The organism is Arthrobacter sp. R-11, from assembly GCF_049913155.1.
Lineage (GTDB): Bacteria > Actinomycetota > Actinomycetes > Actinomycetales > Micrococcaceae > Arthrobacter.
Genome location: NZ_CP183979.1, coordinates 2701581 through 2715448, shown reverse-complemented (window position 1 = coordinate 2715448; position 13868 = coordinate 2701581). Strand labels below are relative to the sequence as shown.

The 13868-nt window shown below is 65.4% G+C and carries 8 protein-coding genes; all 8 read left to right on the top strand.

What is annotated here, in order from left to right; translation table 11 throughout:
• The first annotated feature begins 5 nt into the window (after positions 1 to 5).
• Genes ACN9M4_RS12255 through ACN9M4_RS12220 form a run of 8 tightly spaced genes read left to right on the top strand, consistent with a single transcriptional unit; the run spans position 6 to position 13864 of the window.
• Positions 6 to 1265: a glycosyltransferase family 4 protein gene (locus ACN9M4_RS12255; protein ID WP_426298242.1), complete on the top strand. Its 1260-nt coding sequence runs from the start codon at positions 6 to 8 to the stop codon at positions 1263 to 1265.
• Positions 1262 to 3010, top strand: coding sequence for a glycosyltransferase family 4 protein (locus ACN9M4_RS12250; RefSeq protein ID WP_426298240.1), 1749 nt, complete (start codon positions 1262 to 1264; stop codon positions 3008 to 3010). Before ACN9M4_RS12255 ends, ACN9M4_RS12250 begins: the two co-directional genes overlap by 4 nt.
• A complete protein-coding gene (locus ACN9M4_RS12245; RefSeq protein ID WP_426298238.1) occupies positions 3007 to 3903 on the top strand; it encodes an ABC transporter permease in 897 nt (298 codons plus the stop codon). Before ACN9M4_RS12250 ends, ACN9M4_RS12245 begins: the two co-directional genes overlap by 4 nt.
• Positions 3887 to 4777: an ABC transporter ATP-binding protein gene (locus ACN9M4_RS12240; protein ID WP_426298236.1), complete on the top strand. Its 891-nt coding sequence runs from the start codon at positions 3887 to 3889 to the stop codon at positions 4775 to 4777. The genes ACN9M4_RS12245 and ACN9M4_RS12240 overlap by 17 nt, the downstream gene beginning before the upstream one ends.
• Positions 4774 to 6681 (top strand): glycosyltransferase family protein, encoded by a 1908-nt coding sequence (locus tag ACN9M4_RS12235; RefSeq protein ID WP_426298234.1) that lies wholly within the window; start codon positions 4774 to 4776, stop codon positions 6679 to 6681. The genes ACN9M4_RS12240 and ACN9M4_RS12235 overlap by 4 nt, the downstream gene beginning before the upstream one ends.
• Positions 6682 to 6696: 15 nt before the next feature.
• Positions 6697 to 7944: a UDP-N-acetyl-D-mannosamine dehydrogenase gene (gene wecC / locus ACN9M4_RS12230; protein WP_426298232.1), complete on the top strand. Its 1248-nt coding sequence runs from the start codon at positions 6697 to 6699 to the stop codon at positions 7942 to 7944.
• 25 nt (positions 7945 to 7969) lie between these two features.
• A complete protein-coding gene (locus ACN9M4_RS12225) occupies positions 7970 to 12469 on the top strand; it encodes a glycosyltransferase (protein ID WP_426298230.1) in 4500 nt (1499 codons plus the stop codon).
• Positions 12470 to 13864 carry a hypothetical protein gene (locus tag ACN9M4_RS12220; protein ID WP_426298228.1) on the top strand — a complete coding sequence of 465 codons (1395 nt, stop codon included), beginning with the start codon at positions 12470 to 12472 and terminating at the stop codon, positions 13862 to 13864.
• The last annotated feature ends 4 nt before the right edge of the window (positions 13865 to 13868 follow it).

Genomic DNA, 13868 nt, shown 5'->3' with positions numbered 1-13868 from the left:
GCCCGATGCAGACAGCCACACAAGCAGGCGTTGGCAAACAGCGCTGCGAGGATACGCCGCGCCTGACACTCGTTACCCATTCCTATTGGCCTGAGAGCAGCCCGCCGCAGCGGCGCTGGACCGCCTTCATCAAGGAGTTCGCCGACGCCGGCTGGGACGTCGACGTCGTCGCGCCCGTCGCGCACACACCACACGGCCGCCGGGAGCTTCCCCGGGACCTGGCCGGCTGGCCGATGCGGGGCCAGGAGGGCCCCAGCTCGGAACTGATCGTGCGGGTTCCCTACCTGCGGCACGGCAGTTCCCATTTGGCGCGCTTCCTGGACCAGTGCTATTCGGCGGCGCTGTCAGTGCCGCTGGGCCTGCTTACCCGGCGGCCCGACGTCGTCATTGTCACCGCGCCAAGCCTGCCGACCCTGGGCGCCGGGTACGTCCTCTCAAGGTTGCGGCGCGTTCCGCTGATCGTCGAGATGCGGGACGCCTGGCCGGACCTGGCCCGCGACGCCCGCCTCGTCCAAGGCAAGGTCAAGAGCCTGGCCGAGCACGCCGTCGAATTCGTGCAGCGCCGCGCGGACCTCGTGGTGACCGTCACCGAAGGCTTCGCGGCGACCCTCAGGGCCCGCGGACTGGCCAATGTGGCCACGGTCAGCAACGGGGTCCGGCTCGAACAGATCCCCACCCTGGAACCCCCTGCACTGGAGCGGGACACCTTTGAAGTGCTCTACCTGGGCAACCACGGCAGGAGCCAGAAACTCGACATAGCCATCCGGGCCAGCGCACTGGTGGGCAACTCCATGCACCTGCACATGGTGGGCAGCGGGGTGAAGCGCCGCGAACTGGAGCAGCTTGCCCTCGAACTGGACGCGCCGGTTACCTTCCATGATCCGATGCACGGCAAGGACGTCATGGAGCGCTACGCATCGGCGGACACCTGCCTGGTCTCGCTCAGGGATGACTGGAAATCCTTCGAAACCACGGTGCCGTCGAAGACCTACGAGGTACTCGCCGTTGGCCGGCACGTCACCGCCGTGGTCCGCGGCGAGGCCGCCCGGATCGTCGAAGACGCCGGTGCCGGGGACATCGTGGCAAGCAGCCCCGAAGCGCTCGCGTCATTGTGGACCTCGCTGGCCAAGGACCGCGGGCGGCTCATCCGCAACGGCGACGGCCGGCAATGGGTCAAGGAGCACGCCGACTATCCCCGCCTTGCTGCCCGCTACATGGAACTGATCAAAGACGTCGTTGCCGCCCCCCGGAAGCGTCGCCGATGAAAGAGCTCCTGACCAACCTTCGCCTCGCGGCGGGGGCAGCGCGCGAACACCTGAGCGATGATCCTGCCCTGCTGGCCCTCCAGGTCTCCCGGCGGCTTCCCTCCCGGTTGGTGCGCACGCTGGCGAAAACCGTGACCAAGGCTGCGGGGCCGGGTTCGACGCGGGGATCCGTGCTCCTCGCCGGGCTGATGGCCGGCGAGAACCAGGACGTGGTCCGGCGGCTCGAGGCGGCACTCGCGCACGGAACTCTCCCCGCGGAGGGCAGCAGGGTGATGGCCGACGTCGCGCTCGTCGCCAACCGCCCCGACCTCGCGGATTCCTTCCTCCGCCACTCCGCCGGAGCCCGCCGCCACCGCGCCGCCCAGGCACGCCGCTTTTGGTACGACGGCGAGCTGAGTGCCGCCGTCGGGATCCTGGAAGGCGCCGCCAGCGGGGCCGAGCGCCGGCAAGGCAGGCGGCTCGCGGCAGAGCTGCGGCTTCTCGAAGGCTGGACACCCACCCTCGCCGCCGTGCCGTATGAGCCGCGCCAGCGGCGGGTGCTGCACGTCCTGACGAATTCCCTGCCGCATACCGCCAGCGGCTACGCCCAACGCTCGCATTCCGTCTTGCTGGCCCAAAGGGATGCCGGATGGGACAACATGGCCGTCACCCGGGTGGGTTACCCGGTGCAGGTGGGCAAGTTCGCGGCGCGCCATCGTGATGTGGTGGACGGGATCGCCTACCAGAGGCTCCTGCCGTCCCGCCTGGCACCGACTGTCGACGGCCGCCTGCAGCAGCAGGCCGAGGCGCTGCTCGAGGTGGCGCTGGACTTCCGTCCGGCAGTGCTGCATACGACCACCCATTATGTGAACGCCCTGGTTACCCGGGCCGTCGCAGAAGCCCTCGGCATTCCCTGGGTCTATGAGGTCCGGGGGCAACTAGCGGACACCTGGGCTTCCACCAGGGGTCCGGAGGCGAAGGACAGCCAGCGCTACCGGCTGTTCCAGGAACGCGAAGCGGAGGCCATGCGTTCCGCGGACCTGGTGGTGACCCTTGGTTCGGCGATGAAGGAGAACATCGTGTCCGCCGGGGTGCCGCGCCAGAAGGTGCTTGTCGCACCGAACGCGGTGGGCGGCGACTTCCTGGCCGAACCGCAGCCGGCCGCGGAGGCGCGGCGGCAGCTCGGCCTCGACCCCGAGGCCCTGCACATCGGTACGGTCAGCAGCCTGGTTGCCTACGAAGGCCTTGACGACCTGGTCGCCGCGTTCGCGCTGCTGGCGCCCCTGCACCCGCGTCTGACGCTGCTGATTGTGGGCGACGGCGTGGCGCTGCCGGCACTGCGCGAGCATGTCCGCGCCGCGGGGTTGGAGCACCGCGCAGTGTTCACGGGTCGGGTACCGCGGCACCAGGCGTACCTGTACCACCAGGCCCTGGACGTGTTCGTCGTCCCGCGGAAGGACCTGTCGGTGGCGCGGGACGTGACACCATTGAAGCCGGTGGAGGCCATGGCCTGCGCCCGTCCGGTCGTGGCCAGCCGGCTGCCCGCGCTTGCCGAGATCGTCGAAGACGGCGTCACCGGCTTCCTGGCACCACCCGAAGATCCCGGCGGCTTGGCCGCCCGGATAACAGAGCTCCTCGGTTCGAAGGAGCTGCGGGATAGATTCGGCGAGTCGGGGCGAAAAGCCGTCCTGGAAACGAGAACCTGGCAGGCGAACGCCAGGGCCCTGGCCTCGGCCTACGCGAATTTGATGGAGGCACTACGTTGAGCACGGAAACACCCGCGATTCCCCAGGGACCGCAGCCAACCGCGGTGGCGACTTCCGTCAACCTGCGCGGCTTGCGCCGTGTCGGCGCGCGCCCGCCGCTGCTCGATTACCTTGTGTCGCTCTGGGACTACCGCCACTTTGTGTATTACGACGCGCAGTCACGGGTGCAGACCGGGAACGAGCAGGACAAGCTGGGCCGGGCATGGCTCGTCCTGAGCCCGCTCCTCAACGGCCTGATGTTCTACCTCATCATGGGGGTGCTCCTGAAATCCGGCCACGGTATTGAAAACTTCGTGGCGTACCTGGTGATCGGAGTCTTCCTCTTCCAGATGTCCTCACGCGCCATTTCCGTGTCCTCACGTGCCATCGCGGGGAACAAGAACGTCATCCATGCCTTCCAGTTCCCGCGGGCAAGCCTTGTCCTGGCGGCCAACCTCCGGGAACTGTTCGCCAACATCCCGGTCCTGATCACGATGCTCGTCCTGGTGATCATCCTGCCGCCCTCCGAGGAAATCTCCTTGCGCTGGCTGATGCTCGTGCCGGTGGTCGGCCTACAGTTCCTATTCAACCTCGGGCTCGGGCTGATCCTCGCGCGGCTGGTCTCCATGTTCAACGACGTGAACCAGTTGATTTCCTACGCGCTGCGGCTGTGGATGTACATGTCCTGCCTGTTCTTTTCCATCGACAAGTTCGATTCGGTTCCATGGCTGAGGCAAGTCATGGAATACAACCCGCTCTACAACGTCGTCCACCTGGCGCGGGAGTGCGTGCTCTACGGAAGCCTCGGCAGCTGGCGCGCGTGGGCGATCCTCGCACTGTGGTCCCTGGCCACCCTCGCAGCCGGAATGGTCTTCTTCTGGAAGGGGGAGGAATCCTATGGCCGTGAACTCTGAGCTGAACTTCATCGAAGGCACGCCGGCCGTTGTCATCGACAAGGTCAGCATGACCTACCGGACCACAAGCCGCAGCCGCGACGGCTCCTCCGCGCCTGCCATGCGCTGGAAAGGGTTCCGGACCGCGGTCAGCCGCACCAAGGCCGTTGATGTTCCAGCGCTCAAGGAGCTCTCCCTCGTGGTGGAACACGGGGAATCAGTCGGCGTCATCGGCCGCAATGGTTCGGGCAAGAGCACCTTGCTGAAACTCGTGGGTGGCCAGGTTCCCCCCACTTCAGGTGCCGTCTACGCCACCTCGACACCGGTCATGCTCGGAGTGAATGCCGCACTGATCCCCGGGCTTTCAGGTGACCAGAACATAGTTCTCGGCTGCCTGGCCATGGGCATGACGCACCAGCAAATCGATGCTAAGTACGAGTCGATCGTGGAGCTTTCAGGCCTCGAGGAAGCCATCCACATGCCGATGAAGTCGTACTCGGCGGGCATGAGTTCACGGCTTCGCTTCGCCATCGCAGCAAGCATTGATCCTGAGATCCTCATCATCGATGAGGCCTTGAACACCGGCGATGCCCAGTTCAAGGACCGGACCCGGAAGAAGATGCTCGAACTGCTGAACCAGGCGGGCACGGTCTTCTTGGTGAGCCACAGCATGCCCACCATCAAGGAGCTGTGCAACAGGGCGATTTGGATCGACCAGGGCGAGCTGATCGCCGACGGCGACCCGGACCACGTCATCAAGTGGTACCGGATGTTCACCCAGAAGCTGGCCGAAGGCGACCGCTTCGCCGCCATGAAGCTCCGGCGCCGGATGATCAACGACCTGGAAGTCGCAGATGTCGCCGACCGAAACTCGCTGAGGCGGTCCCGCCCGTGATTGAGGGAATTGCATCCCTTCGCAAGCTCATCTGGCACCTGCGGACCGGCGGCCCCGCACAGGCAAGGAAATGGCTTGAGCGTGAAGCCGCGGCGGCCGGCTACCGGAAGCTGGAGACGGTCCGCGGAGCCGAGGGCGCCTGGGTCGGCCGGGGCCGCCGGAGACGGCTCAAGTTCCGGGCCGCCGAGCTTGGACGGCGTCCGGAAGCACCGGCGCCCACCGCCAACGTGGCGGTCATTCTTGACGATTTCTCGTTGCTGGCTTTTGGCGAAGAATGGAACTGCATCGAGCTCTCGCCACGGGACTGGGAGGCGCAGCTTTCCGGAAACCCGGTCGATCTCGTGTTCGTGGAATCCGCCTGGGCCGGCAACGGCGGGCGCTGGGCGGGAAAGATCGCCGGCGCCGGCAACCCCGCCTTGGCCGGACTGACCTCCTGGTGCCGGGCACATGGCGTGCCCTCGGTCTTCTGGAACAAGGAAGACCCGCCGCACTACGACGACTTCCTTCCGGCCGCGAAGCTTTTCGACTTCGTCTTCACCAGCGACTCAGGGCGGCTGGACGCCTACCGGAAGGACCTCGGACACGACAGGGTCGACGTGCTGTCCTTCGCGGCGCAGCCGAGGATCCACAATCCCGTGCGGCCGAGGTTCGGTTGGCATGAGCGGGACGTCGCCTTCGCCGGGATGTACTTCGCCGGGAAGTATCCGGAACGGCGCCAGCAACTGGACCTCCTGCTGTCCGCCGCCGTCGCGGCCTCGCCCTCAATGGAAACCGGCCTCGAGATTTTTGCACGGCACGCGGGCACCGACCCGAAATACCGTTTCCCGGAGGCATTTGAGGACCGGGTGGTGGGCTCGTTGGACTACGCGGAAATGCTCACCGCCTACAAGGCATATAAGACTTTCCTCAATGTGAATTCCGTCGTGGACTCGCCGACGATGTGTTCACGGCGGGTATTCGAGGTCCTGGCAGCCGGGGCCAATATTGTCACCACCCCGAGCAAAGCGATCGGAAACTATTTCACCGACGACGAGATCTTTACCGTCTCAAGCCGGCCCGAAGCGGAGCAGCTTCTCAAAGCGCTCGCGCGGAACCCGGAATTGGGCGACCGCCAACTGCACCGGGCCCAGCGCCGGATCTGGCAGGACCATACCTACCGCGCACGCAGCAACCAGGTTCTGGCGGCCGCCGCGCCGCATCTGGCAAGCACCCCGCGGCGCCCTGCCATATCCGCCCTGGTATCCACCATCCGTCCCTGGCAGCTTGACCACGTTTTCCAGACCGTGGCAAGCCAGCGCGACGTTGACGTTGAACTGGTGCTGCTGACCCACGGCTTCGACCTCGCGGCCGCGGAGCTTGACCGCCTCCGGAAGACGCACCGACTTGAGCATGTGACACTGCTTTCAGCCGGCACGGACCGGAGCCTGGGGGAGTGCCTGAACCACTGCGTTTCCGCGGCGTCCGGGGATGTCCTCACCAAGATGGATGACGACGATTTTTACGGCCCGGCCTACCTCAGTGACCAATCCCACGCCTTGGACTTTTCGGGCGCGGACGTCGTGGGAAAACAGGCGCACTACATGTACCTGGAAGCGTCAAACGCCACGCTGCTTCGCTTTCCCGAGTGGGAGCATCGTTATACTCGAACGGTCATGGGCCCTACCATCATGGCTTCGGCCGAGACGTTCCGGAGCACTCCTTTCGCCGCACTCGGCAGCGGGGAGGACAGCCAATTCCTCAGAGATGTAGTGGCAAAGGGGCTCACTGTCTATTCCTCTGACCGGTTCAACTACTGTCAACAGCGCGCCCGCACAGGGCACACATGGAAGGTAAGCGACGCCGAACTGCTCTCCAGTGGTTCTTTGAAATTTTTTGGAAACTACAGGGACGAAGTCTCTGTCTAAACGGGGGTGTTTGGAATGAATACAATCGAAAACGTAGCGGTCGTCGGTCTCGGATACATTGGTTTGCCGACTGCAGCGATCCTGGCCGGAAACGATATCCACGTCATCGGCGTCGATGTAAACCAGGGAACGGTGGACGCCGTCAACCGCGGCGAGGTTCCGTTCGTTGAACCCGACCTCGCGTCCTATGTGGCCGGTGCGGTCAGCCAGAAGAAGCTCAGCGCTTCGCTGGAAACCCCGGCGGCGCAGGCTTACATCGTCGCTGTCCCCACGCCGTTCAACCCGGACCGCACTGCCGATGTCACCTACATCAAGGCTGCAGCGCGTGCCATTGCCCCGCAGCTCGTGGGCGACGAACTCGTGATCCTCGAGTCCACGTCCCCTCCCGGTACCACCCAGCTGCTGGGCGACTACCTCATCAGCCTGCGGCCCGACCTCAGCCTGGACGGTGCCGACGGCAAGCCGGCCATCCACGTGGCCCACTGCCCCGAGCGCGTTCTGCCAGGCCGCATCATGATCGAGCTCGTCACCAACGACCGCATCGTCGGTGGCCTGACTCCCGAGGCGGCCGAACTGGCACGGGCCCTGTATGCAGTCTTCTGCCAGGGCGAAATCCTTGTCACGGACGCGGCTACGGCCGAAATGGCGAAGCTCGTGGAGAACTCCTACCGCGACGTCAACATCGCGTTCGCCAATGAACTCTCCGTGATCAGCGACAAGCTCGGCATCAATGTCTGGGAACTCATCAAGCTGGCAAACCACCACCCGCGGGTCAACATCCTTCAGCCCGGTCCCGGCGTCGGTGGCCACTGCATCGCCGTCGACCCGTGGTTCATCGTTGCTGCTGCGCCGGAGGAGGCACAGCTGATCCGCCAGGCACGGGAGACCAACGACGCCAAGCCGGAATGGGTCGTCAAAAAGGTCCTGGACGCCGTCGGCGAGAAGGCTGATCCGAAGATCGCAGTACTGGGGCTGGCATTCAAGGCAAACATCGACGACCTCCGCGAGTCGCCCGCGGTGGCCATCGTGGAGAAGCTGAGCACGAAGGTCGACGGCGCCGAACTGCTGGTCGTCGAACCGCACGTTGAGAGCCTGCCGCGCCAGCTCACCGGCCTCGCAAACGTCACGCTGGGTGAAACCGGGGCCTCCATTGCGGCAGCCGACGCCGTTCTCCTGCTCGTTGACCACGACGACTTCAAGGAAATCGACCGCTCGGTCCTTGAGGGCAAAGCTGTGATCGACACGCGCGGAATCTGGCAGTAGAAACGGAGGGCTCGGAGACCTGTTGATGAAGCACCCCGACGAATCGGCACAGACTTCCGCTTTGCAGCTGGCGAAGCGCAGGCGTTACGCAAGCGACACGGACGAGTTGATCCGTGAATACGAGCGTGCCGCCAAGGAAGCCAAGAGACAAGCCAGGAAGGCCGAAGACCTCGATAGGGACCTGAGGGCGATGCGTCGCGCCAGGGACGGCTTCAAAGACAGGCTCGACCGGGCCGAAGCAGAAAACACCCAGCTGCGGACAACCCTACGGAGGCTCCGGCAATCCCGGAGCCTCCGGCTCGGGCGGTCCCTGACGGCGCCCTATGGCATCGCCAGGAAGGCCGCACGGAAGCTGAAGGCCGCTGCGTCGTCGTTCCGTCTGCGGGCTTTCCGCCCGGCGGCGAAGCCCGCGCTCGCGCCGGCGCAGCCCGCTGCGGCTCTCCAGGCGGGGGCTGCTTCGACGCCGGCGCCGTCCAAGGCCCTGTCTTCGAAAGCCGCGCCTTCGAAAGCCGCGCCGCACACGGAAGCCGCGCCTTCGAAAGCCGCGCCGCACACGGATGTTCCCGCGTACGAGCAACTCCTCCGCGACTTCCAGGCCTCCCCTTCGAAGGGAAGCCTGCTGAAACTGGTGATGCACGAATACTTCGTCAGGGGCGCCGTGGCGCTGCCTGCCTCAAGGATTTCGGAGCACAGGAGCCTGCTGTCGGGGCTCGCGGGCAAGGACAAGCAGATCCTCGAGAATATCGAAGGGCAGAACGCCCTCCTGGAATCCGGGATTTTCCTCTCCCCGCGTCAGCCCAATCCCGGCTATTTGGTGGAGCGCGGCAGGGTCATGTACTGCGCGCACAGCACCGGGCATTTCAACAGCAACGGGTATTCAACCCGCACAGCCGGCCTCGTCACGGGCCTGGTGGACAACGGTGAGGACATCGTCGTCGCGGCCCGGCCCGGCTACCCGTGGGACGCGAAGACCGATGTGCCTGCACCCGGCCAGCGCCGGTTCGAACGCAGGATCGCCGGAGTACCGCACGTATTCAACCCCGGCCCGGACCTTTCGAAGGACCGCCTCGACCACTATCTGATGAGCGCCGCGGACGTGATCGTCCGCGAAGCACAGCGGAACCGCGTTGCCGTCATCCACGCGGCGTCGAACTACGTCACGGCGCTACCCGCACTCATGGCGGCGCGCCGGCTCGGGCTTCCCTTCGTCTACGAAGTCCGGGGCATCTGGGAGATCACCGAGCTTTCCAACAAGCCCTGGTGGGATGAAAGCGACCGTTTTCGGCTTGCGGTGAAGCTCGAAGCGCTCGTGGTTCAAGAGGCCGACCGGGTGCTGGCGATTACCAAGCAGGTCCGCGAGGAATTGATCCGCAGGGGCGCCGACGAGGCCAAGATCGAGCTGCTGCCAAATTCGGTCGACACTGACACCTTCAAGCCGATGCCTGCCAAGGCTGCCCTTCGCGCGAAGCTCGGACTCCCCGAAGGCTCCATCGTCATCGGCTACACCGGCAGCCTGGTTGCCTACGAGGGCCTGCCCGACCTTCTGGGAGCGACCAGGATCCTGGTGGACCAGGGCCTGGACGTGCGCTGCGTGATCGTCGGCGACGGCGCCCAACTTGGCGAGCTTCGGAAGACCGCCCAGGAGTTGGGGCTTGGCAAGCACGTGGTCTTCACCGGACGGGTTCCGGCGAAGTCCGTCAAGGACTACGTGAGCCTTTTCGACATCATGCCCTGCCCGCGGCGGCGTTTCCCGGTCACGGAAATGGTTTCGCCCCTCAAGCCACTCGAAGCCATGGCCAGCGGCAAGGCCGTTGTGCTTTCCGATCTTGGACCGTCGAGGGATCTTGCAGGCGGGGCGCAGGAGCGGGCGCTGCTTTGCAGCCCGGGCGATCCCGTTTCGCTTGCCGACGTCCTGCGGCGTTTGGTGGAGGACCCGCGGCTGCGCTCGGAAATGGGCCGCCGTGCCCGGCTGTGGACCATTGAGCACAGGACGTGGGCGCAGGCTTCGGAAACGGCAGCGGCCACGCATGCCCAGGCCCGGACGATGTCCGGCACCATGGACGCAGGCAAGCCCCTCCGGGCGCACCGGATCGGCATCATCGCGGACCAGTTCACCATGGAAGGGCTGCTTCCGGAGGCCGAGTTCGTCGTCCTTGAGCCTTCCACCTGGCGGCGCCAGCTCGAGGTGGAAGCCATCGATGCGCTGTTCGTCGAGTCCGCGTGGGAGGGCGTGGACGGATTGTGGCGGCAAAAGGTCGGGTTCTACGGGGATGAGCCGTTTGCCGTCCTGAGGGAACTGTTGCGGTACTGCAACGCGAACTCGGTGCCGACGGTCTTCTGGAACAAGGAAGATCCCGTGCACTTCAACCGGTTCAGGGTTACGTCCAAGTACTTTGACCATGTGTTCACCACGGATGCCGAATGCATCCCGAGGTATCTCGAAAGCGCCGGCAGCCGGCTGAGGACCGTAGCTTCGCTGCCGTTCTACGCGCAGCCGGGCCTTCACAACCCGCTTCCGCCGAAGCGGCCATACGAACATTCCGTCGCCTACGCGGGTTCCTATTACGGGGAAAAATACCCCAAGCGGTCCGCTGAACTGGTGCGCCTGCTTGGCGCTGCGAAGAGCTTCGGCCTTGCCATCTACGACCGCCAGCACCTCAACCCGGACAGCCCGTACCGTTTCCCGGCGGAACTGGCCGGTTTCGTCCGCGGCGGCTTGGCCTACGGGGACATGGTGGACGCCTACAAGGCGCACCCGGTCCATATCAATGTCAATTCCGTGGATGCCTCGCCCACCATGTTCTCCAGGCGGGTCATGGAAATTGCGGCTTCCGGGGGTGCCGTTGTGAGCGGAACGGGCCGGGGTGTCAGCGAGGTCCTCAATGGGCTGGTGCCGGTGGTTTCCAGCAAGGACGAAGCCGAACTCATCATTGAAGAGTGGATGGGCAACGAAGAGGTCAGGCTGCGTGATGCCTGGCTGGCTTACCGTTTCGTCCACCGCGGGCACACGGCGGGCCATCGCCTTGCCCTCGCGCTCCGTACCGCGGGCCTGGTGGTCCGGGCGCCGGAGCTGCCTTCCTACGCCGTCTTCCTCACCGAGGCCACACCGGAGCAACTGGCGAGGCTTGAAGCCCAGACTGTCCCGCCGCGGCTTGTCTACGCCCCTTCCGGGTCCGGCGGCTTCAGCGCCGCCGTCGACGTCGAGGATGCCTGCCGGAAGGCGGCCGGAGAAGGCATTGACTTCCTCGGCTCCCTGCCGGACGACATCGCCGACCGGACGGCGTTCGAAGACCTTCTGACGGCCGCCAGGTTTGGCGACTGGGATCGGCTCGGCTTCAGCGAATCCGGGCTTGAAACAAAGGGGCTGGGCCTCCTCCAGGCCGGTCCCGGGGCGGAGCAACTGCCTGTCCTCACGGCTACCCGCGGCGGGACCGGGGAAGCGGAACTGACGCTCCGCAGGACCCTGCTTCGCGAGGAACGTCCGGCGGTTGTCCGCGACGAGGTTTCCCGGAAACAGACTGTCCTGGTCGCGGGGCACGATCTGAAGTTCGCGAATGGAATCGTGGAAGAGCTCCAGCACGAAGGACATACCGTCGTCTTCGACCGGTGGCATGACCATAACAAGCATGATCCGGAGCAGAGCGAAGCACTCCTGAAGACCGCAGACATCGTCTTTTGCGAGTGGGGCCTCGGCAACGCCCTGTGGTACTCCAAGAACAAGCTTCCGCACCAGCGGCTTGTGATGCGGGTCCATTCCCAGGAAATCTTCCGCCCGTACCTCAAGGACGTCGCGTTCAACGCCGTCGATTCGGTGGTCTTCGTCGGTCGGCACATCGCCGATATCGCCGTGCGGGACCACAACGTGCCATCCAAGAAGGCCCTGATCGTGCCGAACCCGGTGAATCCGGCAGCGGACGCTCGCGCCAAGGACGATGACCACCGCTTCAATCTCGGCCTGGTCGGAATCGTCCCGGCCCAGAAACATCTGGACAGGGCGCTGGATGTGCTCAAGGCCCTTCGGACAAACGACCAGCGCTACAGGCTGTTCGTCAAGGGCAAACGGCCCGAGGAGTTTGCCTGGATGGCCAAGAGGCCCGAAGAAATGCGCTTCTACGAAGAGCAGTACGCACGGATCGTGGAAGACCCCGAGCTGGCCGGCGCCGTGACGTTCGACCCCCATGGCAATGACATGGCGGACTGGTACACAAAGATCGGCGTGGTCCTGTCCGTGAGTGACTTCGAATCGTTCCACCTGACCCTTGCCGACGGCGCCATGAACGGCGCCGTGCCAAGCAGCCTCGCCTGGCCGGGGGCCGACCAGATCTACCCCACGTCATGGCTGGCCGCGAGCATCGAAGAGATGGTGCAGCAGATCCAGGCGAAGACAGCTTTCCCCGAGGAGTGGCGTGAGAACGCGGCCGCGGCAAAGGCCTTCGTGGAGCGGCGTTTCAGCAAAGACAAGGTACTCACCGCCCTTTGTGCACAGATCCTTGGCGCGCCCGGGCGGACGGACGGCGGTCGGTAGTTGGTTTTGATTCCTAGTTCTGCCCGGGACTTGCTCGCGGCCTCGTTCCGCGATGCCGCGAATGCCGCGTCGGGGTTCGACGGTTCAAACGTGCGCCTGGGCGAGTTGCCTCCCGGCGGGCCCGCCGGATTCGTCCTTGAAGCGGATGCCGGATCAGGCGGTCAGTGGGACGTCCGGCTGGAGATCCCCGAGGGGGTGCACCTTGTGGCCCATGGCCACAGTGCGGCCTTTTGGTCGGATGAGGTCCAGTTCGGTGAACTGCACCTTGAATCCACGACGGCGGCGCGCCTGTCCGTTGAGGCGGGGCCCGGGGGGCGGCGGCTCGCGTTGGCGGGCCATGGCGGCGGCGTACGCATCCGCCTGCAACTCGACCGCTTCCTGCTGAAGGACCGCGGCATCGGGCGCCCGGGCATGAACTGGCTCCGGCACGATTCCGGGCGCTCCTTCAACTACCTCCTGGATCGGGCCGAAGGTGCGAACCGTTCCGACGGGTCATCGGCGGGCAAGCTCCTGGTGGTTTTCTCGGCCATCGGCGCTGAACACGACTTCACCTTCAACTACCGTGCATCCCTGGAACAGAGCCGGCTGTCCAAGGCATTCATCATGGATGACTTCGGGCGGCAGGGCTCCTACTACTGGATGGACCACGGTGACGACTCGATTTTCCACGAGACCCAAGGCCTGCTTGCCAAACTCGTGGAAGACCTCGGCGTCGCGCTCGAGGACGTCATATTCGCTGGTTCCTCGAAAGGCGCCACCGCGGCCCTGCTGCACGGCGTGACCCTGGGTGTCGGGAAGGTCGTGCTGGGTGCCCCCCAGTACCGGGTGGGGGACTACCTGTTCCACGCTGCCCCGCAGATCCTGGACTTCATGACGGGTGGGGCCACGGAGGAGCACCGCCGGTTCCTCAACGACAGGGCCAGGGAGATCCTGGCCAATGGACACCGCAGCACCGCCATCCGCGTGGCGGTCGGCTCCGCGGACCACCACCTGGCCTCCCATGTGGAACCGCTCCTGGACGACGCCCGCGCTGCCGGTTACGAACCCGCCAGCCTGGTGCTGCCCGGCCTGCCCCACAGCGAGATCGGCCAGGTCTTCAAGCACCTGCTGTCCGCCGAAGTGGCGGACTTCGAGCAGGGCAGCGGGCAGGAGCCGTTGCCGTACGCGTTGACCCGCCAGCCGGGGTCGGTCACCCTCCAATGCTGGCCCGGGAACGGAGAAACCCTTGCGGTCCACCTGTTCGGCAAAGCCGGCATCCTCGAACAGCGTCCGCCGAGCGGTGACACGGACTTCATCTTCCCGTTGTCCGACGACGAAGGGCAGGTGCGTGCGAGGGTCTTCCGCCGGTCTGTGCCCGGGTCCGCCGTCCGTGCCTTCACCACGCATTGGGTCTAGCTCC

What these genes read in the sequence shown, in the direction of transcription:
- ACN9M4_RS12255 (WP_426298242.1), top strand. Translation starts at nt 6, where the DNA reads ATGCAGACAGCCACACAAGCAGGCGTTGGCAAACAGCGCTGCGAGGAT.
- ACN9M4_RS12250 (WP_426298240.1), top strand. Translation starts at nt 1,262, where the DNA reads ATGAAAGAGCTCCTGACCAACCTTCGCCTCGCGGCGGGGGCAGCGCGC.
- ACN9M4_RS12240 (WP_426298236.1), top strand. Translation starts at nt 3,887, where the DNA reads ATGGCCGTGAACTCTGAGCTGAACTTCATCGAAGGCACGCCGGCCGTT.
- wecC (WP_426298232.1), top strand. Translation starts at nt 6,697, where the DNA reads ATGAATACAATCGAAAACGTAGCGGTCGTCGGTCTCGGATACATTGGT.
- ACN9M4_RS12225 (WP_426298230.1), top strand. Translation starts at nt 7,970, where the DNA reads ATGAAGCACCCCGACGAATCGGCACAGACTTCCGCTTTGCAGCTGGCG.